21 protein-coding genes are annotated in these 24,725 nt (G+C 68.9%); 10 read left to right on the top strand and 11 right to left on the bottom strand.

All coding sequences use genetic code 11. The annotated features are described in order from the left end of the window. The first annotated feature begins 71 nt into the window (after positions 1 to 71). A complete protein-coding gene (locus ACQPYH_RS16230; RefSeq protein ID WP_432892163.1) occupies positions 72 to 1,826 on the top strand; it encodes a glycoside hydrolase family 36 protein in 1,755 nt (584 codons plus the stop codon). Between the two features lie 34 nt (positions 1,827 to 1,860). Further along, positions 1,861 to 2,811, top strand: coding sequence for a LacI family DNA-binding transcriptional regulator (locus ACQPYH_RS16225; RefSeq protein WP_432892161.1), 951 nt, complete (start codon positions 1,861 to 1,863; stop codon positions 2,809 to 2,811). Between the two features lie 386 nt (positions 2,812 to 3,197). Here ACQPYH_RS16225 and ACQPYH_RS16220 read toward each other — a convergent pair whose 3' ends face one another. Next, entirely contained in the window at positions 3,198 to 4,076 is an 879-nt protein-coding gene (locus tag ACQPYH_RS16220; RefSeq protein ID WP_432892160.1) for a LysR family transcriptional regulator, read from the bottom strand. Between the two features lie 70 nt (positions 4,077 to 4,146). On the opposite strand from ACQPYH_RS16220, the gene ACQPYH_RS16215 reads away from it, so the two are divergent. Next, positions 4,147 to 4,896: an SDR family oxidoreductase gene (locus ACQPYH_RS16215; RefSeq protein ID WP_432892159.1), complete on the top strand. Its 750-nt coding sequence runs from the start codon at positions 4,147 to 4,149 to the stop codon at positions 4,894 to 4,896. On the opposite strand, the gene ACQPYH_RS16210 is transcribed toward ACQPYH_RS16215, so the two are convergent. Beyond that, positions 4,856 to 6,022 (bottom strand): MFS transporter, encoded by a 1,167-nt coding sequence (locus tag ACQPYH_RS16210; RefSeq protein WP_432892157.1) that lies wholly within the window; start codon positions 6,020 to 6,022, stop codon positions 4,856 to 4,858. The genes ACQPYH_RS16215 and ACQPYH_RS16210 overlap by 41 nt on opposite strands. A gap of 103 nt (positions 6,023 to 6,125) precedes the next feature. Between ACQPYH_RS16210 and ACQPYH_RS16205 the strand changes: the two genes are divergently transcribed. From ACQPYH_RS16205 to ACQPYH_RS16195, 3 genes are read left to right on the top strand one after another with little or no spacing between them, the layout of a single operon-like run. Beyond that, positions 6,126 to 7,103, top strand: coding sequence for a DUF5937 family protein (locus ACQPYH_RS16205; protein ID WP_432892156.1), 978 nt, complete (start codon positions 6,126 to 6,128; stop codon positions 7,101 to 7,103). A 26-nt stretch (positions 7,104 to 7,129) separates the two neighbouring features. Beyond that, a complete protein-coding gene (locus ACQPYH_RS16200; RefSeq protein ID WP_432892154.1) occupies positions 7,130 to 7,801 on the top strand; it encodes a hypothetical protein in 672 nt (223 codons plus the stop codon). 45 nt (positions 7,802 to 7,846) lie between these two features. Further along, positions 7,847 to 8,830: an EamA family transporter gene (locus ACQPYH_RS16195; RefSeq protein ID WP_432892153.1), complete on the top strand. Its 984-nt coding sequence runs from the start codon at positions 7,847 to 7,849 to the stop codon at positions 8,828 to 8,830. On the opposite strand, the gene ACQPYH_RS16190 is transcribed toward ACQPYH_RS16195, so the two are convergent. From ACQPYH_RS16190 to ACQPYH_RS16160, 7 genes are all read right to left on the bottom strand, one after another. Beyond that, on the bottom strand, positions 8,823 to 9,974 hold the full coding sequence (locus tag ACQPYH_RS16190; RefSeq protein ID WP_432892151.1) for an alanine--tRNA ligase-related protein: 1,152 nt from the start codon (positions 9,972 to 9,974) through the stop codon (positions 8,823 to 8,825). The two genes, ACQPYH_RS16195 and ACQPYH_RS16190, sit on opposite strands and share 8 nt — an antisense overlap. Positions 9,975 to 10,168: 194 nt before the next feature. Continuing rightward, complete coding sequence (locus ACQPYH_RS16185; RefSeq protein WP_432892149.1) at positions 10,169 to 11,287, bottom strand: glycosyltransferase family 4 protein; 1,119 nt, start codon at positions 11,285 to 11,287, stop codon at positions 10,169 to 10,171. After that, positions 11,284 to 12,528, bottom strand: coding sequence for a M48 family metallopeptidase (locus tag ACQPYH_RS16180; RefSeq protein WP_432892147.1), 1,245 nt, complete (start codon positions 12,526 to 12,528; stop codon positions 11,284 to 11,286). The genes ACQPYH_RS16185 and ACQPYH_RS16180 overlap by 4 nt, the downstream gene beginning before the upstream one ends. Then, positions 12,521 to 13,966 carry a hypothetical protein gene (locus tag ACQPYH_RS16175; protein ID WP_432892145.1) on the bottom strand — a complete coding sequence of 482 codons (1,446 nt, stop codon included), beginning with the start codon at positions 13,964 to 13,966 and terminating at the stop codon, positions 12,521 to 12,523. Before ACQPYH_RS16175 ends, ACQPYH_RS16180 begins: the two co-directional genes overlap by 8 nt. Before the next feature lie 86 nt (positions 13,967 to 14,052). Next, positions 14,053 to 15,108 carry an NlpC/P60 family protein gene (locus ACQPYH_RS16170; protein WP_432892143.1) on the bottom strand — a complete coding sequence of 352 codons (1,056 nt, stop codon included), beginning with the start codon at positions 15,106 to 15,108 and terminating at the stop codon, positions 14,053 to 14,055. 215 nt (positions 15,109 to 15,323) lie between these two features. After that, positions 15,324 to 15,581 (bottom strand): hypothetical protein, encoded by a 258-nt coding sequence (locus ACQPYH_RS16165; RefSeq protein WP_130446756.1) that lies wholly within the window; start codon positions 15,579 to 15,581, stop codon positions 15,324 to 15,326. Positions 15,582 to 15,662: 81 nt separating this feature from the next. Beyond that, positions 15,663 to 16,970: an NYN domain-containing protein gene (locus tag ACQPYH_RS16160; RefSeq protein ID WP_432892141.1), complete on the bottom strand. Its 1,308-nt coding sequence runs from the start codon at positions 16,968 to 16,970 to the stop codon at positions 15,663 to 15,665. A gap of 180 nt (positions 16,971 to 17,150) precedes the next feature. Between ACQPYH_RS16160 and ACQPYH_RS16155 the strand changes: the two genes are divergently transcribed. Then, the gene (locus ACQPYH_RS16155) at positions 17,151 to 18,944 is read left to right on the top strand and encodes a DEDD exonuclease domain-containing protein (RefSeq protein ID WP_432892139.1); all 1,794 of its coding nucleotides are present in this window, start codon (positions 17,151 to 17,153) and stop codon (positions 18,942 to 18,944) included. Between the two features lie 161 nt (positions 18,945 to 19,105). On the opposite strand, the gene ACQPYH_RS16150 is transcribed toward ACQPYH_RS16155, so the two are convergent. Next, positions 19,106 to 19,516 carry a hypothetical protein gene (locus ACQPYH_RS16150; protein WP_432892137.1) on the bottom strand — a complete coding sequence of 137 codons (411 nt, stop codon included), beginning with the start codon at positions 19,514 to 19,516 and terminating at the stop codon, positions 19,106 to 19,108. Between the two features lie 84 nt (positions 19,517 to 19,600). Between ACQPYH_RS16150 and ACQPYH_RS16145 the strand changes: the two genes are divergently transcribed. The 3 genes from ACQPYH_RS16145 (at position 19,601) to ACQPYH_RS16135 (ending at position 23,799) form a co-directional block, all read left to right on the top strand. Next, a complete protein-coding gene (locus ACQPYH_RS16145; protein ID WP_432892136.1) occupies positions 19,601 to 20,392 on the top strand; it encodes a helix-turn-helix domain-containing protein in 792 nt (263 codons plus the stop codon). Between the two features lie 19 nt (positions 20,393 to 20,411). Next, positions 20,412 to 20,699: an Lrp/AsnC family transcriptional regulator gene (locus ACQPYH_RS16140; RefSeq protein WP_130446761.1), complete on the top strand. Its 288-nt coding sequence runs from the start codon at positions 20,412 to 20,414 to the stop codon at positions 20,697 to 20,699. A 160-nt stretch (positions 20,700 to 20,859) separates the two neighbouring features. Further along, positions 20,860 to 23,799, top strand: a complete 2,940-nt coding sequence (locus ACQPYH_RS16135) for a hypothetical protein (protein WP_432892134.1) — start codon at positions 20,860 to 20,862, stop codon at positions 23,797 to 23,799. Positions 23,800 to 24,490: 691 nt separating this feature from the next. On the opposite strand, the gene ACQPYH_RS16130 is transcribed toward ACQPYH_RS16135, so the two are convergent. Next, a complete protein-coding gene (locus ACQPYH_RS16130) occupies positions 24,491 to 24,724 on the bottom strand; it encodes a hypothetical protein (protein WP_432892132.1) in 234 nt (77 codons plus the stop codon). Between the last annotated feature and the right edge of the window lies 1 nt (position 24,725).

Genomic DNA, 24,725 nt, shown 5'->3' with positions numbered 1-24,725 from the left:
TAAAACTAGAGACGGCGGCCAATTCCGTCAATACCTTCTTGGAGTCTGGTTTTACCGCTATAGTCCAGCTCGTGACGACTTTCGACCTGCGCTCCCCCGACGGCCGCACGCAGCGCACCGGCACCCTCACCGGCCCCGGCACGCTCGCGCCCGGGCCGGCCTCGGAGCCCGGAGTGCAGTCCTACGAGGTGCGCCTCACACCGGCCCCGTCGGCCCTGCCGGGCGAGGCGTCCGCCGGCGCAGTGACGTTGCGGTGGACGTGGCCTGCCGAGGAGGCAATCACGCTCTGGCGGGCGACGCAGGACTCCCGGCGGAACCTGCCGACCGACTGGGGCTCACATTGCGAGATCCGCTCGGTCCGCTCGGCCCCGGTCGCGGCGCTTGTCGACGCACAGGACCGCGCATTGTTGACAATCTCCTTGTCGGCAAGCGTTCGCGTGTGCGACTTCGCGGTGGGAGTCAACGAGGAGACGGCCGAGCAGCTGATCGAGCTGACCGTCACAGACGTCGAGGACGAAGCATTCACCCTCCGGATCGACACCCGCCCCCGGCACTTCGCCGAGGCGCTGCGCGGCGTGACGGACGAGTGGACAGCCGAGCTCGGCAACCGGATCGCCGCCGTCCCGGAGGTTGCGCGGACCGCGATGTACTCGACCTGGTACAGCGACCACCAGCACGTGTCGGCCGAGTCGGTGGAGCGGCACGCCCGCGCGGGAGCGGCGTACGGCTGCACCGCGGTGATCGTCGACGACGGCTGGCAGACCGACGACACGCGGCGCGGGTACGCGTACTGCGGCGACTGGGAGCCGACCAGTCAGACGTTCCCCGACATGGCGGAGCACGTACGGCGGGTGCACGAGCTCGGCCAGCGGTACGTGCTGTGGCTCGCGCCGCCGCTGATCGGGGTGCACTCGAAGGCGTGGGACCGATTGAAGGATCGCACGCTGGGCTTTGCTGATGGCGAGGTGACCGCGGTGCTCGACCCGCGATACCCGGAGGTTCGGGAGCACCTCGTCGAGTGTTGTGTGCGGCCGGTCCGGGACTGGGGAGTTGACGGACTCAAGCTGGACTTCATCGATTCCTGGGCACGCGACGACGTACCCCCGGCACCAGATGGCGATTGCACCTCGGTCGACGAAGGTGTGGAACGGTTCCTGCAGGACGTGACGGACGAGCTGCGCCGATTGCGGGCCGACGTACTGATCGAGTTCCGGCAGGACTACGTGCACCCGCGGCTCTGGCAGTTCGGCACGTTCTTGCGGGCCGGCGACTGCGCGCTCGACCCGGTGGAGAACCGCGTCCGCACGGTCGACTGCCGACTCTTGGCCGGCGATCGCGCGGTGCACTCCGACATGCTCCTGTGGCATCCACAAGCGTCGGTGGAGAACGTCGCACAGCAATTCATCGGTGCCTTGTTCAGTACGCCGCAGGTGTCGATGGAGCTCGACGCGTTGTCGCCGGAGCACGAGCAGGTTGTGCGGCATTGGCTCGGGTTCATGCGCGATCACGCCGACACGCTGCTGCACGGCGTACTGCTGCCGTCTCGTGCGGACGCGCGCTACACGCAGGTACGTGCGGTCGGAACGTCGGAGACTGTGGTCGCCGTGTTCGCCAACCCCGTCGTGCGGGTATCGGATCCGTGCACGCTGGTCGTGAACGGCGGCGCCGACGGCAGGATCTACGTCGAAGGTGCCGAGGATCGGCCGGTCGAGCTCGTAGTGTCGGACTGCGCCGGCGTCGAGGTCAATCGCACCACCACGACACCGACAGGGCTGTGGGCGATCGACGTACCGGTCGGCGGGGTGGCCCGGATCGTACGGATCTGAGGGGGATCGATTGAAGCGAACAACTGTTGCGGACGTGGCAAAGCTTGCCGGGGTGTCGGCGATGACGGTGTCGAACGTCCTGAACGCACCGCATCGCGTGGCACCGCCGACGGTCCAGACCGTGCGCGCCGCGATCGAGCAGCTCGGGTACACCCCGAACCACGCGGCCCGCGCGCTCTCGTCCGGACGCAGTCAGGTGATCGGACTCCCGCTGTACTTCGAGGACGAGGAGAACCCAGGCCTCGGCGGCTTCCTGCACGGCTTGCTCGGCGGCCTGGTGAAGTCGGCGGCGTTGTCGGGGTACGGCGTGCATGTTGCGACACCGGTCGAAGGCGCCACCGAGATCGCGCTGTACGAGAAGCTGATCGCGGCTCGGCAGGTGGATGCGATCGTCGTCCTGGAGACGATGCCGCACGACGAGCGGATCGAGTTCTTGAGCCAGCGGCGCTTCCCGTTCGTCGCGTTCGGGCGGACCGGGCCGACGCAGCGACAGTGCTGGGTCGACGTGGACAACGAGACGTCGATGGCCGGTATCGCGCAGCACCTGCGATCGACCGGCCGGGAGCGCGCCGTGTACCTCGCGACCGACAGCTCGCTGCCGTGGGTGCATCAGCGGCAGGCCGGTTTCGTCCGGGAGTTCCCGTCAACGGTGGTGCGATCGTTCGCAACGCTCGAGGCCGTGGCGGCGTACGTCGAGGAGTCCGCGGCACCAGATGTCTTCGTCGCGGACAACGACGCATTCGCGGTCGTGGCGATGCGGTCGCTGCAGCGTCGCGGGATCGCGATCGGCGCGGACGTCGCGGTCACCGGGTTCAACGACTTCCCGTTCGCGAGCATGCTCGACACCCCGCTGACAACCGCCCGGATCCCGTTACGGGACATCGCCACCTGCCTGTTCGACCGTGCCCTACAGGAGATCAGCGGCGAACCGGACACACCCGGACGACTAGTCACCGCACCACTGGTCGTCCGCTCGAGTGCCTAATGAAGGGAAGGAGAAGTAGAGGGCTATTCAGAAGTCTCGGATGAAGCCGCAGGGAAACGGATTCGGCGGAGTGCCCGACTCCAGCGGCAACTCCGGCCGGCCCGTTCGCCGAGTCGTGGAGAAGGGCCCCGGGCCAGTACGCCGAGTCGTGGACAGCGGCTGCAAAATATCGCCAGAACCCACGACTCGACGAACCCGACACCGGATCCGGATGGTGTCGGGGCCTGCTCCAAGCACGAGCACGACTTGGCGGCGCAAGCCAACCCCGGACCGGACAGCGAAGCATCTCGTCTTCTCTGGTCTTCAAGCTCTTCCCACGGTCCCACCGCGCTTCCACGGCGCGGACTGACACAGAACTTCCGAATAGCCCTCGTTCTTTCTTTTCTTTAAGCCTCTTCCTGGCTCGAGTGTCTGATTGCTGCCTCGACGAAGCGCGCGAGCTCCTTCGAGCGGCTGCCGGCGGGCCAGACGACGAACATCCGGTAGGCCTCGACGTCGGTCACTGGTCGATAGACGACGTCCGGGCGGATGTTGCGCTCGGCCATCGACTGCGGCACCAGCGCGACCGCCTGCCCGAACGCGACCACCTCGAGCAACTGCGACGAGTCCTGCACGATCGGCCCCTCGACCGGATCGTCCGGCCGTGCCGACCAGTAGTTGCGCTCGGCAACATTGGATCGACTCCACCGCGGCGCCGGAATCCCGGCCAGATCCTCCGCCACCAGCACCTCACGCCCGGCCAGCTCATGCCCCGCAGGCAACGCGGCCACCCGAGGCTCCGTGTACAACTCCTCCATCTCCAGCCCGGGATCATCGAACGGGCGACTCACCAACGCCACATCCGCCCGCCCGTCCCGCACCATGTCCGCCTGCTCCCCGAACCCACTCACCACAACCTCGATCCCCGGAAACTCGCCGCGGAGCTCGGAGACGATCCGATGCAGCAGCTCGGTCGCGACGCCGGGCTTCGCCGTCACCACGAGTCCCCGCGACGACTGCCCCGCCCGCTGCGTCCGCCGTACGGCGGAATCCAACGCGTCGAGCACCGGCCCGGACTCTTTGAGCAGCGTCTCCCCCGCGTCGGTCAGCTCGAGGCGTTGGCCCGAGCGGTCGAAGAGGTCGACGCCGAGGCGGTGCTCGAGCTGGCGCATCGCGCGCGACAGCGGCGGCTGGGCGATCCCCAGCCGCTCGGCGGCGCGGGTGATGTTCAGGTCCTCGGCGACCGCGCGGAAGTACCGCAGTTCGCGGATCTCAGGTTCCGGCATACCTCCAGGGTATGGCGGACCACCTGATCGGTGTTGGTCCGCGGCGGTTGGTCCGGGCTCAACTGGACACATGAATCAGAACGAAGTCGCCCTGGTGACGGGCGGAAACAAAGGCATCGGCCGCGAGATCGTCAGGCAACTCGGCCGGCGCGGACTCACGGTCTATCTGGCGGCACGCAACCCGGAGCTGGGCTCGGCCGCCGCGGCAGAGCTCAAGGACGAGGGTCTCGACGTACGGTTCGTGCAGCTCGATGTCGCGGACGTGGAGTCGGTCGACGCGGCCGCGAAGCAGGTCGAGGCTGACTCCGGCCGGCTGGACGTGCTGGTGAACAACGCCGGCATCGTCGCCGAGTGGGGTACGTCGGTCGCGGACATCACCGCCGACCAGGTACGCGCGGCGTACGACGTCAATGTGTTCGGAGTCGTGTCCGCGATCCACGCCTTCGTACCGATGCTACGACGGTCGCCGAACGCGCGGATCGTGAACATGTCCAGCGGTCTCGGCTCCGTCAATCTCCTCTCCGAACTGGACGGCCGCCTCGCCACCCAAGGCCTGCTCGCCTACAGCTCCTCGAAGGCAGCCCTCAACGCGCTCACCCTCGTCTACGCCAGCGCCCTCCGTGCCGACGGCATCAAGGTGAACGCCGCAACCCCCGGCCTCGTCCCGACCGACCTCAACTCGCAGGCCTCAGTCCCGCGCGGCGAGCGCACTGTGACAGACGGAGCAGCCGTCCCGGTCGCCCTCGCAATGCTGCCGACAGACGGCCCGACCGGCGTCTTCAGAGGACCTGGCTCACTGGACGACGTCGCTCCGTGGTGAGGGCCTGACGGGCGATCAGGAGGGTGGTCGCCGTGCCGAGGATGCCTGCCGCGGCGATCGTGAGGTTTGGCGCCAGGAATGAGCCGACGACGCCGGCCAGGGCGATGCTGACGCCCTGGATTGCCATCAGGCCGCTGGTCTGGACAGTGAACAGGCGGCCGCGGTACGACGGATCGACCGACTCCAGGATCAGCGGGTCGATGCCCTGGTTGAACGCGTAGCCGGCGCCGGCGATCGCGAGCAGGACGGCCGCGACCGGGACCGACGGCTCGGCCAGGAAGGCGATCGCGGGCAGCTGGCTCGTGAGCAGGAGTGGGACGACGAGCCGTCGCCGCGCGGAAGGGGGAAACCGCGCGACGACGAGCTCGCCGAGAACGGAGCCGACCGCATAGCCGGTGAACAGCACACTGGCAGCGGCGGCAGCGGTGCCGACCTGAGCGGTATAGGCAACGGCCAGTCCGTCCGGCACCGAGGAGAACGCCGGGGCCACCCAGGTCAGCAGGATGAGGTAGCGAAGCTTCGCGTTGCCGAACAGCAGTTGCAGCCCGGACCACGAGTCCCGGACCGTGTTGCTCTTCCGCTCACCCGGCGGGGTGTACGGCGTCCCCGCACCGATCAGGACGGCGGATGCGACGAAGCTCGCCGCATCGAGAGCCAGCAGCCAGTTCGCGCCGATCAGCGCGACCGCGATCCCGCCGAGAGCGAAGCCGCTCAGCACTGCTACCTGACTGATTGCCCGGAGCAACGATCTCCCGATCGGGAACAGATCACCCGGCAGCAGGTGCGCCAAGCTCGCCGCCCGCGCCCCGGCGAACAGCGGGGCGATGATCCCGGTCCCCAGCAGCAAGCCGAGCAGTCCCGCAACCGGCATCCCGGGCAGCAGCATGGCGGCCACGCAGGCAGCGCTCAGCAGATCACAGACCACCAGCACCCTCCGCGCCGGGAACCGGTCCGCGACCGATGACAGCAGGACGCCGCCCACGGCGTACGGCAGGAACGAGCACGCCAGGACGAGTGCCGACAGTAACGGCGACCCGGTGCGCTCGAAGACCAGGATCGAGAGCGCGACCTGCGCCGCGACCGTACCCAGCATCGAGACCGTGTGCGCTGCATACACTGCCCGCATACCGGGAACGCTCAGGACAGCTCCGTAGGACCTCACGCCGAGAGGGTGCACGACCGCCGCCCGTCCGGCGTAGAGTTTTGGTTGTGGCCGAAAGTTCGCGCTCATGACCGTACTGCGGTTCACGCAGGCGGATGCCCTGCGCTGCCGGTTCGGGGCGTCGCCGCTGTGGGAGACGATGTCCGCAGTACGAGTGCTCAACGGGTCGAAGCACCGCCCGCTGTACGGCGACTGGATCGACGCGAACCGCGAAGCCGCGAGCGCGCTCGAGCTGCGCGGGCTGAAGGCGGTGCAGCCGCGGGTCGGATTCACGCCGGACTTCCTGACACCGCCGCCCAAGGCGTCCCGCGCCAAGTTCGCGACCGAGATCGCCCGCGTGCGCAGTACCCCGCTCGAGACGGTGCGGACGGAACTGATCCGCTCGCGGGACGAGCTGAAGAACCCGGCCGCGCCCGAGATCGACAAGATGCTCGAGGATCTCGCCGGAACGCGTGAACGGCTCGCGGACGAGATCGAGGGCGCCTGGGAGACCCTGATCAAGCCCGACTGGCCGCTGATCAGCCGCGTCCTCGAGGACGACATCGCGTACCGCGGTCAGCAACTCACCGACGGCGGCCTCGCCGGCCTGTTCGACGACCTGCACCCCACGCTCGCCTGGGAAGACGACCGCCTGATCGCCACCCGGTACCGCTCCGAGGACCGCGACCTCACCGGCCAGGGCCTGCTCCTCGTGCCCGGAGTCTTCGCCTGGCCGTACCTCGTCATCGTCGCCGACCCGGCGTACCACCCGACCCTCGTCTACCCGGCCCGCGGCGCCGCCCGGCTCTGGTCCGACGCACCCGCTCCCCCGGACCCGCTGGCCCGCCTCCTCGGCCGCACCCGCGCCACCCTCCTCGTCGCACTCGACCCACCGGCGACCACCAGCGCCCTCGCCAACCAATACGGCCTCGCGCTGGCAACGGTGGCCGAACATCTCTCCGCTCTGTACGACGCCGGGCTCGCCACACGGCGTCGTACAGGCCATCAGGTCCACTACCGGCGTACCGAGGTTGGACAGGCCGTCGTCGACGCCTCCGTCGGATAGCACGGCATCGGAGACAGAATGCGGGGGTGAACAAGGTTCAGAAAGCTCCAGCGCCGACCATGCGTCACATCCGGCGATGGCCGGCGTCCCTGGCGGTGTGCGCGGCGCTGATCCTGCAGGTGCTCGTGCCGACACAGATCAACGTGCTGCCGCAATGGTTGTTGCCGAGCCTCGGGCTGCTGCTCCTGCTGCCGCTGGTGTGGATGAACCCGTTCCACCTGTCCCGGGACGAGCCCTGGCTGCGCTGGGTCGCGCTGGTGCTCATCGGCCTGCTGGTGGTCGCCAACGCGGTGTACCTCGGCGGACTGATCTACTTCCTGAACCATGGCTCCGCCAACAACGGCGACGTCCTGGTGAAGGGCGCCGTCGTGATCTGGGTGACCAACGTCGTCGCGTTCGCGGTCTGGTACTGGGAGGTCGACCGCGGCGGGCCGTTCGCGCGGGCGCCCGAGCACGTCCGCAAGGAGGAGCGGGTCGACCTGCTGTTCCCGCAGCTGACCGTCGACCTGCCCGGCTGGGAGCGCTGGCTGCCCGGATTCACCGATTACCTGTTCGTGTCGCTGACCGCGGCAACCGCGTTCAGCCCGACCGACACGATGCCGCTGACCGCACGCACCAAGACGCTGATGGGCGCCCAATCACTCATCTCCTTGCTGACGATCGCGGTGGTGGCGGCTCGGGCGGTGAACATCCTGTGAGATCTGGCTCGACAGTCCTGTAATGAGCATGAGACCGTTATGCCCATGTACAGCACGAAGTCGGTGGGGTTGGGGTTCGCGATCTTCTCCGCGATCACGTTCGGCGGCTCGGGACCGTTCGCCAAAGCGCTGATCGGGGCCGGGTTCACGCCTGAGCAGGCGGCCTGGCTGCGCATCCTCGGCGCCGCCGTCGTACTCGTCCCGCTCGTGCTGGCGTTCCGCGGCCGGGCCGGGCTGCGGGCGGCGAGGGCATCCTGGAAGGCGCTCGTGCTGTACGGCCTGACGGGCATCGCAGGCTGCCAGACGCTGTTCTTCCTCGCGGCGAGCCGGCTGCCGGTCGGGGTCGCGCTGATGCTCGAGTTCTCCGGCCCGATCCTGGTGGTCGCCTGGCTGAAGTTCGGGCAGAAGGTCGCCGTACCGCGATCGGCCGCGATCGGCGTCAGCATCGCGGTCGTCGGCCTCGCGACAGTGGCCGAGATCTGGACCGGCCTGCAGATCGACCCGATCGGTCTGCTCGCCGGACTCGGCGCGGCCGCGTGCCAGGCGACGTACTTCATCCTGATCGACAAGCTGACCGGCGCCGCGGATCCGCTGGTGATGACCGCGGCCGGCAGCGTGGTCGGTGCCGTCGTACTCACCTTGATCGCCGCACCATGGGGTACGCCGTGGCACGTGCTCGTCGACTCGATCGCGATCGGCCACCGGCACGCACCCGGCTGGCTGATGGCCGCCTGGCTGATCCTCGTGAGTACGGTCGTCGCCTACCTGGCCGGCGCGGCCGCGGTGCAGCGCCTGTCCGCGGCGATCGCCGGCGCGGTCGCGTATGTCGAGGTCGTGGCGGCGTGCATCTTCGCGTTGATCCTGCTCGGCGAGACGCTGCGGACCAACCAGATCATCGGCGGCGTGATCGTGCTCGTCGGCGCGTTCGTGGCCCAGTCGTCGGTCGGGAAGGTCGCCTCGCCGGAGATCCCGGATTCTGATCCTGGTTCTGGCGCTCCCCGCACCGACGTACTGGATCCGGTCATCTGAGCGAGTCCACCAACTCCCGCGGCAGACCGTGGGTCTCGTGCAGGTACTCGTAGTCGGTGTCGTCGAGCGACTTGTGGAACCGCTCGTGGCTGAGCACCTTCCGGCCGCGGTCGAGCAGGTTGCTGAACCGGATCTCCTCGTCGATCAGGATCCGCCGGATCAGCGTCACCGTCTCGCCCTGGTGGAAATGGTTCAGCGTGTGCTCGAACAGGTCGATCGGCACGTCGGACAGCGACCGTGAGTCGTCGTCGCGCCACAGCGTGGTCAGCATCCGGCGGATCAGCCGGCGCAGCACGTACCCGCGGCCCGTGTTCGACGGGTACACGCCGTCGCCGACGATCACGATGCTGGAGCGCAGATGGTCGATCACGATCCGCTGTGACCGCTCGTCGAGCTTCCACAGCTTCGGGATCGTCCGCATCCAGGGCTCGAACAGCGAGGTCTCGTACACCGACCGCTTGCCCTCGAGCAGCATCGTCAGCCGCTCGAGGCCGAGGCCCGTGTCGATGTTCTGCTGCTTGAGCGGCTCCAGCGAGCTGTCGTCGAGCCGGCGGTAACGCATCATCACGTGGTTCCACACCTCGACCCAGCGGTCGTCAGTGGTCGGCGTACCCTCCGGCTCGCCGTCGCCGGTCCAGACGAAGATCTCCGAGTCAGGGCCGCACGGACCGGTCGGGCCGTTCGACCACCAGTTGTCCTCGATGGTCAGCTCGATCGGCAAGCCGAGCTCCTGCCAGGTCCGCAGCGATTCCTGGTCCAGCGGCACCTGCTCGTCACCGCCGAACACAGTCACGTACATCCGCCGCGGGTCGAGGCCGAAGCGGGTGGTGAGCAGCTCGTAGCCCCACTTCAGCGTCTCGCTGCTCCCGTAGTCGCCGAGCGACCACGAGCCCAGCATCTCGAACACGGTCAGGTGGGTCGGATCCCCCACCTCGTCGAGATCGGTGGTTCGCAGGCATCGCTGGATGCCCACGAGTCTGCGCCCCAGTGGATGCGGCTCGCCTTCCAGGTACGGCGTGAGCGGATGCATCCCGGAGGTCGTGAAGAGCACCGGATCACCCTGCCGCGGGATGAGCGTGGACCCGGTGGTCGGGACGTGGTCGCGGTCGATGAAGAAGTCGATGAAAGTCCTGCTGATGGTCATTTCGGGGTCCTTGTTCAGATCGGACCGGAATCAGACCACCGGGCTCAGAAACAACAACACCGGCGAACCGTTTCCGGTCGCCGGTGGGAGTTTCGAAGATGTCAGGCAGCGGCAGCCGGGGAGCGGGAAGCTCGTACGGCTGCGGCAAGTCGGAACATCCGGTGCATGTCGATCACAGTACACGATTCAACGCATCAGCTGTCCAGTAATTCCCGCAGCACCGCACCGGACCTCCCCCAGGACCATTCCTGAGTGACCCACTCGCGCCCCGCCGCACCCAAAGCATCACGGTGCCCGGCGTTCGTCAGCAGCTCCACAACGCGCACACCTACGGCGACCGGGTTGTGCGGGTCGACCAAGTACCCCGTCTCCCCGTGTCTCACCGTGTCAGCCGCTCCCCCGGAATCCCCCACGATCACCGGCTTTCCGGTAGCCGAGGCCTCCAACGTCACGATCCCCAACGCCTCCGGCTCCAGCCCGAACCGCCTTGTCCGGCAAGGCATCGCGAACACATCAGCAGCATCGATGTACGGCGGGATGTCGGCCCACGGCACCGCACCCGTGAACACCACCGACTCCGCGACCCCGGCCGCCGACGCCAGCTCTTCGAGGTACTCGCGATCCGGCCCGCCACCGACGAGTAGCAGCGTGGCGCCCGGCACAGACTGGCGAACGCGCGACCACGCCCGGATCAACGTGTCCTGCCCCTTGCGCCGAACCAGCCGCGATACACACACGACCACCGGGACGCCTTCCAGACCGAGCCCCTTGCGCACCTGCTCGCCACCACAGCCCGGGGCGAAGCGGTGCGTGTCCACTCCCGGCGTCAGCCTTCGTACGCGTTGAGCCGCTGCCGGGGAAAGGGCTGGGACGATCTGCTCCTCACACCACGACGACACCGTCGTGAGCGTGTCCGCCGCATCCCCGATTCGCCGCAAAGCCTGCCGAGCTCCCGGTACGCCGGCCCACCAGGTCTCATGCCCATGCGTCATCGCGACGATCCGCTGCGCCCCCGCCCGGCGCAGCGCGGGCCCCATCAACCCCAGCGGTGCCGCCGCCCCGAACAGGACCCGATCCGCGCCGTGCTCCCGCATCAGTCCGACGGCGCGCTTCGTAGTACGTGCCGTCGGCAACAACATCGACGTACGGTCGCGAATCACCGGGAACGGCAGCGTGGCGTCGTACGCCGTGTCGCCCGGCTCTCGGGAGGTGTAGACGACGATGTCCGGGAGCTCGTCGCAGAGGGAGCGGACGAATGTCTCGATCCCGCCTTGGCGTGGTGGGAAATCGTTGGTGACGACCAGGACGGTCATCGCTTGACCAGGGGCGGGACCGGGTCGCCGTTCTCGGTCCCCCAGGCCCGGCCCATCGCGATCCGCTCCGGCGGGGTCGGGTGGTCGGCGAACATCCAGTACCGCCAGCGGCTCGGGTCGAGACCGGAGATGTTCTGCACGGCCAGGTCGTGCTGCATCGCGACGAAGTTCTGCGGATCGTTCGTCAGCCGCAGCGAGTGGTAATCGGCGCGGGCCTCGATCTTTCGGCTGACCAGATTCTGCACCGGGCTCGCCAGCGTCGTCGCGGCGGCAATCAACGCGACCAGCAGCGCGGCCCGCCGCGGATCGGCCATCCGGTTCCCGAGCAGCAAGTACAGCAGCGTGACACCGAACGCCGTACCGAGAACGCCGATCAGCGTTCCGTGCAGTACGTCGTCCTCCGCCGCGTGACCGAGCTCGTGCGCGACGACGAGCCGTACCTGCGCGGGCGGGGTGTCCTTGAGAAGCGTGTCGTAGACGACCAGCCGACGGGTCGAGCCGAAGCCGGAGACGTACGCGTTCAGGGCCGTCGTCCGTTTCGACGCGTCCGCGACGAGCACGTCCTTGACCGGTACGCCGTCCTGCTTGGCCAGGTCCAGGAACTCGTTGCGCTGGGCACCGGCCGGCATCGACGTGAAGTGGTTGAACCGCGGCTCGATCAGCACCGGGTACGCGAACGAGACGCCGAGCACGAGCAGCGCCGCAACGATTGCCCCAGGCAACCACCAGCGCTGCCGCCAGATCTTCGCGAACGCCATCAGGAGGACGGCGACCACCGCGAGCCCGAGCGAGGTGATGGCCCAGTTGACGCCGCGGTCCCACACCCACAGCCGCCAGTTCTCCACCGACAGGCCGTACTTGAGACTGACCCGTTCCGCGAAGACGTCGGTCGGGACGGTGAGCAGACTCGTGATCAGGACGACGCCGGCGACCGTGATCGGTACGGCGATGAACCAGAGCCGGACGTGCAGAGCGTCGTACAACCGGCGGCCGAGCGGGGTGAAGCCGATGACCAGCGGGACCACGAGCGAGATGATCCAGGACGCCGTCGACCACGGCAGGATCTCGTGACGGAACGCGTTCTGGCGGGCGATCTCGGCGGTTGTGAAGTCCAGCGTGGCATCGGGTTCCGGCAGGTCGATCAGGTGCCACGGAGTCGTGACGGCGATCGTGAAGACGAGCGCGACGGCGAGCACGCCGGCGGCGATCCAGGGAGCCGACCGGCCGGCCGGCTTAGGCACCGGCGAGCCTCTCGAGGTACTTCTGCCAGTCGGCGACGAACTCGGCCTCGGTCGTGCCCAGCACCGACTTGAATGCGTCCGCGAGACCGGTCGAGCTCTTCGAGGCGTGCACAGCCCGGTAGAACTTCACCAGCTTGGCCTGACCGTCATGCTCGGCGATCAGCCGGCACGCAAGCCACGCCGACTCGTAGGCCTGCGGCAGCTCGGTCGCCGACGCGGCGAACGCCTCGGGCGTAGGCAACGTGGTCGGCACCTTCCCGGCGCGGACCGCCTTGAACAGCTCCTTCGCCGCCGACTCGTCCTGCACGGGCACGGCGGTGAACGCGACGTAGTCCGCGAAACCTTCCGCCAGCCACAACGGCACCGGCGAAGCGGTCGCGGTCGACGCGACGTGGGTGGTCTCGTGGGTCAGCACGATCCGGCGGCCCTGCTTGCCGAGCTCTTCGAACAGCTTCGGGTTGGCCACGATCCGCACCGGCGCGCCGACGGCCGGCGAGTCGAGCTCGGCGAATGTGACCGCGGCGATCTGGGTGTACGTGTTCGGCTGGGCGCCGAGGATGCCTTCCATCTGGGCCTGTTTGGCGGGCAGGTAGACGATCACCTTCTGCCGCCAGTTCTTGCCCCAGACCTTGGTCACCGACTCGACCGCCTTGTCGGCGACCGACACGTAGCTCTTCGCCTCCGACTCCGAGCCGAGGCTGACCACCAGGCTGTGCTTGCCCTTGGCGACCTCGACCTGGCCGAGCGCCCACACCGGTCGCCGCTGCCCCGCCGCGAACCGCTCCGAGAACGACGCGGCGTACGTCGTCCCGTCGCGGGTGACGAACGTCACCGGAAGGGTCTCGCGGGCCGGCTTCACGTCGTACCCGGAGAGCTGCCAGGAGACCTCGACCTGGGCCAGCCAGGACTGGGTGCCGCCGAGCTGGGTCTGCCGGTCCGGCGTCAGCGCGCCAGGGTCGTCGCTCACGTAGCGCAACTGGAAGGTGCTGATCGGGAGCGTCGTGAGGTTCGAGAAGATCGTCCGCGCGCTGCCCCGGAAGTCCGTGGCCTTCGGGTCGATGGTGTCCAGGAACTCGGTGCGGTTGTCGTTCTCGACCGCGTCGGTCATCTTCTGCAGGACGGCCTCGCCCGCGACGGCCCGGCGTACTCCGGCCTCGGCCTGGTCCGGTGTCGCCGAGGTGCCCGGATGCGAGTGCGCCGGCGAACCGTTCGGGTCGGCGGGCGCGTTGGCGACCTGCCGCAGACCGGCGTACCCGGCTCCGGCGACGAGACAGACGGCGACACCGAGAGCGACCTTCTTGAGGATCTGCATCTGCCGGTGGCCACTCGGCTCCCGTGGGTCATCGGCTGACGGGATCACTGGCAGCGGCACCGTGTCGCCCTGATCGTCGATCACCTCGACCCTTCGCTGCTCACCTGCCCCAGTCAGGCGGGACACCCGGCCTCCTCCGACATTACGTCATCAAATGAATCGGCTCCGGGGGAGGGATCCCCCGGAGCCGCAGAGTATGTCAAGGGCGCAGGTCAGCCCGGGCGGACCGCGGAGTTGAACGGCATCTCGTCCATCGGGGCGATCTCGACGCTCTTGCCCGGACGCGGGGCGTGCACGATCCGGCCGTTGCCGAGGTACATCGCGACGTGGCTGACCGGGGAGTAGTAGAAGATCAGGTCGCCCGGCATCAGGTCGGACTTGCTGACGTGGCGGCCCTCACCGGTCTGCGCCTTCGACGAGTGCGACAGCGAGACGCCGGCCTTGCCCCAGGCGTACATCATCAGGCCGGAGCAGTCGTAGGAGCTGGGGCCGTCGGCGCCCCAGACGTAGGGGTCGCCGAGCTGGGACAGCGCGGCGTTCACCGCGATCGCCGCACGGCCGCTGGCCGGCACGTTCGGCAGGTCCGTGTCTTCCCGGTCGCCGCCGCGGGTCGGGCGCTCGCTGCGCGCCTTCTCGGCCTCTTTGGCGTTCTCTTCCTCGATCCGCTTGCGGTCGGCGGCGCTGAGCTTGTCGAGCACCTTCTCCGCGTTGTCGAGGTTCGTCTGGAGCTGCGTCTTGAACGCGTCCTGCTTGGCCTGCACGGCCTGCAACGCGGCCAGCTCGGTCTGCTCGCTGGCCTGCAGGTCGGTGAGCTTGCCCTGGGCGACCTGGTAGCGACGCAGCGCGGAGTTCTGCTGGCCGGCGAAGGCCTGGGCGGTGGAGGCCTGGCTGAGGAACTGGTCCGGGTTCGTCGACAGCAGCAGCTGCGCCGTCGTCGAGATGCCCGAGGTCTGGTAGCCGGCGACCGCGAGGGATCCGATCTGCCGCTTCACACCGTCGACCTGGCCCTGCTGCTTGGCGATCGCGGTCTGCAGCGCCTTCACCCTGGCACCGGAGGCGCTGATCTGCCCGCGGAGGTCGTTCGCCGACTCACCCGACACCTCGGCCTGGTGCTGCAGCTCGGCGACCTGCTTCTTCGCCTCCGCCAGCGTGGGCGCGGGGTCGGCGTTGGCCGCTCCCTGGATCAGGATCACTCCCGCAGCGACAGCGGTGCTGGTGATGGCGGCGAGGGCGATTCCCTTGGTGCGGTTGATGCGTCCGATGGACACAGCCCGGTCGGTCCCTTCCTCTGCTCGCGCCGTCCCCGTTGATCAGGCCCGCCACGGACGATCAGTCCGTGGGCTTCGCCGGATCACTCCCTCGGCTTGCCGCTGCCCGGTCGGCCGGAGCGGCCGACACCCTGAGGCAACGAGACGTAACAGTAGTGACCGTTTCGTGACCAGTGCAATTCGCCCCTCGGGTTTGATCGAAAATTAACGAAGCGTCATCCCGACCCAACGATCGTTTCGCCTTCGTCGGAAGGGTTTTGGGCAGCAGCATCAAGCTCGACACTGCTGACGGCGTGTACTAGGCGTAACGGTGGCACCAGGCCGGAATCGGCGAGGGCGTCCAGCGCGGCCAGCTCGTCGTCGTCGATGCGCAGGCTGCCGGCCCGCTCAGCAGCGAATCCGAGCACGACCGTCACCACGCAGTCCTGGCAGCCCGGACCCTTCATCACACAGGCGTCGCAGTCGATCAGCACAACATCCTCCAAGTGGGGAAGCACCCGGACTTGCATCCGGCTGAGAAGGACGCTAGAGAACCCCGCCGACAATTTCTGTTGTCAGGTGCGAGCGATGCGTGAGATGAGGCTGGTCGCGGAGAGTGCGCGGGCGCCGAGTTTGATGATGCTTTCGGCAACTTCGCGGTCGGTCGACACGACCACAACCGGCCGGCCCGGAGGCTCGGCGCGGACAAGTTGCCTGATCACGTCATCGGCGATCACACCGGCCGGGCTGAATCGCACCCGCACCCCGCGCGGCGGATTCAGTTGCACAGGGCCCGACAACTCGGCGCCGTCGAAGACCACCGTGATCTCGACGCGACGTTGCGCGACCAACGCACCCAGCGCAGTGACGAGGCGCTGACGTTGCGAATGCAGCGGTGAGTTCGGCCAGGCGGTCTTCGTCACGTTGTAGCCGTCGATGATCAGATGCACCTGCGGCAACGCCAGCAACTCGTCGAACAAGGCCGGGTCGTCCTCAGGCGCCGTACGTCCGACCGGAGCCGCTTCGGGCTCTGAACCGGCCACTGTGTCGGCGGGGCGGAGCTCTCCCCCGGGCGGCAGCGCAAGCTCACGACGCAGCCCACTCGCTGCCTCTAGCAACGTGTCGAGCAGCAGCCGGGTGCGCGTCGTTGCAAGCTCCCGCTCCTGTCCCGCCGTACGTCGGGCCGCGTGCTCGACTGCTTCCAGCTCGGTGATCCGGCTCCGAAGCTTGCGCAGCTCCCGCTCAACTTCGGTGCGGGCGGCATCGACGCGTTCGTCGGCGGTCTCGGCCTCTTTGGTGCGTTGCTCGAGATCGGTCTGCAGACCGGTGATCTTCTGCCGTGCTTCGTTGAGCTTGCGGCGGAGCGTGACGTTCTCGGCCTTGAGCTCGTTGACCTGTTCACGAAGACGTTCGCGGACCTGACGAGTCTCGGTGCGAGCTTGATCGAGCTGGTCGGCGAGCCGGTGGACGGCCTCGTCGTCGGCGCGCGGGTTTTCCACCGGGACCTGGGCGGCCGCTGCGATGTGCTGCTCCCAGTCGTCCGGGCGGAGCAGGTACGCAAGTGCGGCCACCTCGACCGGGTCGGCCGCCGGGACCGGTACGCCGTCCGCAACGGCGTCGCCGAGCTCCGGGTGCTCCCGCCGTACCTCGAAGGCCGTCAGCTTGCGGAAGTGTTCGTCGGTCTCGAGGATCGGACCGAGCACCGAGGCGGACAGCTTGGCCCGTTTCGCCGGCGCGAAGCTGGCGAAACGGCGCAGCGGTGCCGGGATGTCAGTTGCAGGGAGCTGACCGAGTGCATGTGCGGCGAGGTTGAGGACGCGTTGCCGGACCGGTTCAGGCAAAGTCGTAGCGGCGGAGCTCGCGGCGGTGCCGGCCTCAGTCACCGGTCCGCAGTCCGGCTGGAACGGCAACCTGGACGCTCGTGCTCCAGTGACGCAGACCACAGCGGATGGGCTGGTGGCCCTGATTCGCAGTGATCGCCTGTGTACGCATACAGAGAGCCTAGTCGACTCGCAGGCGTGTCACCTGCGGAATTGTCGGTGGCGGCTCTTAGCGTCGTGACCATGACCAGCCCAGGGCGTGCACAGGCCGCGGATCCAGCGATGCCGATCCGCGGCGTGCAGCACAGCTTCGACGACCTGGGTACGCCGCTGCACGCCATCACGTTCTGCGTCGTCGACCTCGAGACGACGGGCAATCCACCCGGCGAGGGCGGCATCACCGAGATCGGCGCGGTGAAGGTGCGGGCCGGTGAGGTGGTCGGCGAGTTCCAGACGTTGGTCAACCCATCGGAGACGATCCCGCCGTTCATCGCCGTACTGACCGGCATCACGAACTCGATGGTTGCCACGTCACCGCGGATCGAGTCGGTGCTGCCGGCGTTCCTGGAGTTCGCGCACGGGTGCGTGATGGTCGCGCACAACGCGCCGTTCGACATGGGCTTCCTGAAGCACGAGAGCCTCGTGCACGGATACGACTGGCCCGACTTCGCCGTCGTCGACACCGCGCTGCTGGCGCGGCGCGTGATCACCCCGGACGAGGCGCCGAACTGCAAGCTCGGGACGCTGGCCAAACTGTTCCGCACCACGGTCACGCCGAACCACCGGGCGCTGTCGGACGCGCGCGCGACGGTCGACGTGCTGCATGGGCTGTTCGAGCGGGTCGGGTCGTTGGGCGTGCAAACGTTGGAGGACCTGCAGACGTACTCGTCGCGGGTCGCGCCGGCGGTGCGGGCCAAGCGCCACCTCGCCGAGTCGTTGCCGCACGCACCGGGTGTGTACCTGTTCACCGACGACCGCGGCGAGGTGCTGTATGTCGGGAAGTCGAAGGACCTGCGCACCCGTGTCCGGTCGTACTTCACGGCCTCCGAGACCCGTAACCGGATCGGCGAGATGGTCGGCATCGCGACCGGCGTCCGCGGCATCGAGTGCGGTACGCCGCTGGAGGCCGAGGTCCGGGAGCTGCGGCTGATCGGGGAGCACAAGCCGCGGTACAACCGGCGGTCGAAGTTTCCCGAGCGGCAGCATTGGCTGAAGGTCACGGTCGAGCCGTTTCCGCGCTTGTCGCTGGTCAAACAGGTGCGTGACGACGACGCCGGGTACCTCGGGCCGTTCAGCTCGCGGAAGACGGCCGAGCGGGCGATGGCCGCGCTGCACGAGGCGTTCCCGATCCGGCAGTGCACCGCGCGGATGTCGAAGCACCCTTCGCTGTCGCCCTGTGTGCTGGCCGAGATGGGTCGCTGCGTGGCGCCGTGCGACGGGCGGATCTCGATGGATTCGTACGGCGAGTTCGTGGCGGGGCTGCGGACTGCGCTGACTGTGGATCCGACGCCGGTGGTCGAGGCGCTGGACCGGCGGATCGACCTCTTGTCGGCGGACGAGCGGTTCGAGGATGCCGCCGTACATCGGGATCGGTTGAGTGCGTTCGTGCGGAGTTCGGCGCGGATGCAACGGATGGCGTCGGTGACCGGATGCGCCGAGATCTGTGCGGCCCGGCGGACCGAGGACGGTGGCTGGGAGCTGCATGTGATCCGGCGTGGTCGGCTCGCGGCGGCCGGGTTCACGCCACGCGGCACGGATCCGCGCCCGCATCTCGAGATGCTCAGGGCTTCGGCCGAGACCGTGCTGCCGGGTATCGGCCCGGTGGCAGCCGCGTCGCCGGAGGAGATCGAGCTGATCCTGCGCTGGCTCGAGCTCCCCGGCGTCCGCCTGGTCGAGATGGACGGCACCTGGACCTGCCCGGTCAGCGGCGCCGGCCGTCACCTCACCCGCCTCGACAACTCCCACTCCGACGCCCACCACCACCCCACCGAACGCCGCCGCCACCTCCGCCCGCTGGGTCCTGCTCGGGTGGGTTAGGGGGTGTCTGATGGTTCCGCGCCGTAGCGAGGAGGTGCTCGGCACGGTGCATCGGCGCGCGGGGGCGAAGGGGTCGATGCGGAGCATCGTTCCCTTTGCACCCGTGCGGCGAGGTGCCGTGCCGAGTGCCCCGCAGTAGGCGCGGAACCATCAGACACCCCCTAAGCCTCGATGAACTGGTAGTCGGTGAGGATGCGGCCGTCAGGGGCGAGCAGCAGGAGATCGATGCCGATGGCAAGGGCCTCTCCCCCACCGGCCGGGACCATCGCCCAGCGGAGCTTCACCAGGTCGCGGAGCGCGGCCGGCTCGCCGTGCGGCACGAACTCGTACTGGCCAGGTGCGACGAACTCGTCGTACGCGCGGGTGACCCGACGTACGAGCTCATCGTGGCCACGGGCCTCCAGGTTTGCGGTCACGCCGATCTCGGTCGCGCGCTTGGCGATGTCCTCGGGCGGCTCGAGGAGGTGTACGCCGTCCTCCGTCCACAGCTCCTCGATCGCCTTGCGGCGGGTGTCGGCGTCGGGCTCGTTCCAGACTGCTACATAGCGGTTCGCCAGGTCTTTGCTGTTCATGGGTACGACCTTGCCGGGCGTGTGTGTAGGCCGACAATTCCCTGCTGGGTATGGATTGTCGGTGGCGTGCGTTAGAACTGCGGCATGGAATCAGAGCTGTCCGCGGACCTGCGGTCGTGGCGGACCCGACGACGAGTGAGCCAGCTCGAGCTGGCCATCCGTGCCGGGACGACGCAGCGGCATGTCAGCTTCATCGAGAGCGGTCGATCGGCGCCGGGTCGGGACATGATCATCCGGCTCGCCGAGTCGCTGCAGGTTCCGCTGCGCGAGCGCAACCAGCTGCTCGTGGCCGGTGGCTACGCGCCGGCGTACGACGAGACGCCGTACGGCGCGCCTGGCCTCGGAGCGATCCGCACCGCGCTGGAGGCGATCCTCGAGGGGCACCGCCCGTATCCGGCGGTGGTCGTAGACCGCAACGGCGATCTGGTCCTCGCCAACAACGCCTTCCACGTCCTCACCGCCGACGTGGACGATCGCCTGTTGACGGGACCGATCAACATCCCCCGGCTGCTGCTGGATCCGGGCGGCCTCGCGCCCCGAATCGTCAACTTCGCCCAATGGTCCTGGCACGTCATCGACGCGCTGACCCGCGAGGCCGCACAGAACCCGTCACCCGCGGCCGTCGCCCTGATCCACGAGCTCACCGCTCTGGTCCCGCCCCGGCCGGCGCCCGACCACCTGGGACTCGCCGTACCGCTCCATCTCCGCTCGCAGCACGGTGATCTACACCTCATCACCACGCTGACCAGGTTCGGCACGGCGATCGACGTGACCGTGTCGGAACTGCGGATGGAGGCGTTCCTGCCCGCGGACGAAGCGACGGCGAGGGCGTTGCGGGGCCTCGACCACACTATGATTCAGCCGGTTGAAGTGTGAGCTCTGAGGAGAGGACGGCATGGTCACCGCGATCGTGTTCATCAAGGCCGACGTCGCACGAATCCCGGAGGTCGCCGAGCAGGTGGCGGCGATCGAGGGCGTCAGCGAGGTGTACTCCGTCACCGGCGGACTCGACCTGATCGCGCTCGTCCGGGTCGCGCGGCACGACGACCTGGCCACGGTCATCCCCGAGCACGTCAACCGGGTGCCCGGCGTCGTGAGCACCGAGACGCATATCGCGTTCCGCGCGTACTCCAGCCACGACCTGGAGGCGGCCTTCAGCCTCGGCGAAGAGAACGGTGTCTGACGACCGCTCTGATCGATCCGACTGACACGAGCTGAAGTTACGGTGAACACATGAACGTCCGGGGCCAGTTCCGTGCCGACAACGGCGTACTTCGTGGGTTTGTGCATGGTGTGCATGGTGTGTTCGGCGCGCTCGCGGCGACAGCCGAGCGAGGACGCGGATGAGCAATCCCCCCGCCGGCTGGTACCCCGACCCCACCGGCCAGCCGAACACCATCCGCTTCTGGAACGGCCAGAAGTGGACCAACGAAACCGACATCGAACACGAGAACACCGCCGAACACCCGGAACCTCTACACGAGCCGGCCCAGCACGAGTCGGGCCGCGACGAGTCGGGCCAGCACGAGTCTGGCCGGCCGGAGTCGGGCCGGCCAGAGTCGGGCCGGCCGGAGTCGGTCGGACAGAAGCCGGTTCGGCCGGAGTCGGGCCGGCCGGAGCCGGGCCGGCGGGAGCCGGTCGGGCAGGATCCGGTGCGGCAGGAGTCGGTTGGGGCTGAGGGGTCCGGTCCGGGGCTGCGGTCCGTGCAGGAGTCTCAGGGCGACGAGGCGGAGTCTGGTGGTTGGTGGCAGCCGACGGCTACTCCACAACTCTGGGACCTCGAGCAGACCGACGACGGCACCCGCGCGAACGGTGGACCGCGTCTGCGTGCGGTGACCGCTGAGGTACCTGCCCAGGACGCCGGGCCGAGCGCGGCAGAGCGTGCCCAGGCGACGTGGGGTGCGCCGGAGATCGCGCCTGCTCCCCCGGAGCACTGGACCCAGCGCGAGGTCACCGAGGAGGAGCTCGAGACAGAGCTCGGTACGACGGCTGCCGACGTACCCGCTGTGCAGGCCGAGGAACCTTCCAGCTGGACGCTCAAGCTCGCTCCCACGCCGCCCGAGCCCGCGCCCGCTGAGTCGGCCGAGGGCTGGTCGGACGTCAGCTTCACAGAGCAGCCAAGGTTCGCTCCGACGCCCAAGGAACAAGCCCAGCCTGCCGACGCCGCCGTCCCGGCCGCCAACGGTGCCGTCCAGCCTGCCGAGGCTGCCGTCCCAGCTGCCGACGCTGCCGTCCTGGCTGCCGACGGTGCTGTGGCGACTGCCGACGCTGCTGAGTCGGCTGCGGATGTGACTGAGCAGGACCCGGAGGTTCAGGCGGCGGACGCGGCCGAGGTTGCCGCGCAGCTACAGCCGGACTGGGGCAGCCAGGCGGGCGACGAGCAGGAACAGCAGTCCAGCGATCAGCCGTCGTGGGGCGTAGAGGCCAGCGACGAAGAAGACCTCCAGACCCCGGACCACCCAGCAGCACCACTGTGGACCATGCCGGACGCCGACGACGCCACACAGGAACAGCCCGTACCCGTCCAACTCTGGGCCGACCAGCCCACCCAACAGCAGACGCCTGAGCAGCAGCCCGAGCAGGACCAGGGCTGGGACTCCGGGCAGCAGAACCAGAACTGGGGCGCCGGACAGGCCGAGCAGGGCCAGAGCTGGGGTGCCGAGCAGGGGCAGGCGTGGAGCGGCGCGCAGACCGGGCAGACTGAGCCGGGGCAGGGGTGGAGCGGCCCGCAGGCCGGGCAGGCCGACCAGGGGCAGGCGTGGAGCGGCCCGCAGACCGGGCAGACTGAGCCGGGGCAGACGTGGAGCGGCGCGCAGGCCGGGCAGGCCGACCAGGGGCAGGCGTGGGGTCCGCAGCAGGGTGCCGCGGGGAATGACGCGCCGCCGACGGACAACGGCTGGGCTGTTGGTGACCAGCACGCGGTACAGGAGTCAGGGCCGTGGGGTCCGCAGGCGGCTGCCGAGACGCAGAACGGTCAGCAGGCCAGCGACCAGCAGTGGGGCGGGCAGAGCTGGCCCGTACAGCAGAACGGCGACCAGCAGACCCCCAACGGCTGGGCTCCCGAGCCGAGCTGGGACCAGAGTCAGCAAGGCCAGCAGACCCCGGCACCTATGCAGCAGAACGGCGAGCAGCCCTGGGGCAACAACGACCAGGCCGAGCAGCAGCCGTGGAACAACGGACAGGGCGAGCAGCAACCCTGGGGCGATCACGGCGGCGAACAACAGCCGTGGGGCAACGGGCAGGGCGAACAGCAGCCGCCGTGGGGTGCTCAGCAGAACGGCGACCAGCAAGGCGGCGTACAGCAGGCCTGGGGCGAACAGCAGAACGGCGGCCAGCAGGGCGGCGCACAGCAGGCCTGGGGTGAACAGCAGAACGGCCAGCAAGGCGGCGTACAGCAGGCTTGGGGTGAGCAGCAGAACGGCGGCCAGCAGGGCGGCGTGCAGCAGGCTTGGGCGGAGCAGCAGGGGCCGCGGGCTTGGGGTGAGGACGAGAACGAGGCTTGGGGCGGGCAGACCGACCTGAGTACCGGCGTCGGGACCAAGAAGTCGAAGAGCTCTGGCGGTGGTGGCGGCCGGTCCGGTGCCAAGCTGCCGTTGTTCGTCGGCGGTGGGATCGCGTTCGTGCTGCTGATCGTCCTAGCTGTCGTGCTGATCACCGGCGGGGGCGACGACAAGAAGGCCGATCCGACCCCGACTGGTACGCCGCCGCAATCGAGCGGTACGCCGACGAACCAGAGCAGCACCAAGCCGGGCCAGTCGAAGAACCCGAAGCTGCACGAAGGCACCGGCCGGATCTCCTCGGACGCGATCTCGTTCCCGCGCCGGACCCCGCCGTGGTCGGACCGCAAGCGTCTGGTCCAGCAACTGCTGGACTCCAGCGGCCAGCACATCGTCCTGCAGGAGCACGTCAGCGGCGCCGACGACTGGACCGCGGACATCTTCGTGGGCGGGCTCGGTACCGGATCGGGCTTCAACGGCGACGCGAAGGCGACCGCGGCGACGCTGTCCGGGCAGCTGCGGACGAGCATGTACGGATCGATCCCCGCGACGTACCGGACGGTCGCGAACGGCGCGGTGAAGCGGACGAACAAGTCGGGCTGGTTCTACCAGCAAACCGTTACCGCGAAGTCGGCGGCAGTGACCGATCGAGTGCTTACGCTGACGGTTGCCGTTTTCGACCTCGGCGACGGTACGGCGGTCGCCTACATCAGCGGCATCCCCAACAACCGCCCAGACCTCAAGGCGGCCGAGAGCCAGGCCTACAAGGGAATCAACGTTGGCTGAGAACGAAGACCAGACCCCGCCCCGCACCGGCGACGGCGGTCCACCCGCAGTACCCACACCCGGCGACCCCCTCGCCAACCCGTGGATCCAGCCTGCGCAGAACACCCCAGAACCCCCGCCCGACACCACAGACGCCCTCTTCGGCCAGTCCCCCGCCCCCGCCCCACCCCCACCGCCCCCCACCCGCCCCCAACACGCAGCCCCCCAAAACCCAGGCTGGCAACTACCACCCCAACCGGCACCACAGCCGGCCGACCAGCAGCCGGGCGGACAGGCGTGGGGCGCACCACCACCTGCCCAGCAGTCCAACCCCCAGCAGTCCACTCCCCAGCAACCCGGCCCGCAACACGCAGGACCGCAGCACGCAGCCCGACCGCAAGGCCCGCAGTTCACGAGCCAGCCACACCCAGCCCAGCCGCCGCAGCAACCAGGCGCGGCCCAGGTAGGCCCGGCGCAGCCGGCAGGTCAGCCAGGCGCAGGTCAGAGCGGCCAGCCATGGCCAGCTCAGCCGGGCACGGGCCAGGCAGGCCCGGAGTACGGCGGCCAGCCGCGGCCAGGTCAGTCAGGCGCCAGGGGCTCACAGCCGAACCAGGGCCAGGCGGGTACGACGAACGGCGGACAGCCGGGCACGGGCCAGGTAGGCCCGGAGTACGGCGGACAGCCGTGGCCAGGTCAGCCGGTCGCCGGAGGCTCACAACCGAACCAGGGCCAGGCGGGTACGACCAACGCCGGACAACCAGGCGTAGGTCAGCCGGGCGGACGTCAACCGCGTGCTGGTCAGGTAGCCCCGGGTCAGGGCGGACAGCCGTGGTCGGGTCAGGCGGTGGGCGGTAGCCCACAGGCGACCCAGGCGCAGGCGGGTACGACGAGCGGCGGACAGCCGGGCCCAGGTCAGCCAGGTCCGGGGCACGCTCGTCCGGCTCATG

The organism is Kribbella sp. CA-245084, from assembly GCF_050942355.1.
Classification (GTDB): Bacteria; Actinomycetota; Actinomycetes; order Propionibacteriales; family Kribbellaceae; genus Kribbella.
Note: the sequence above shows the minus strand (reverse complement) of the source record. Positions and strands in the feature narration are given on the sequence as shown.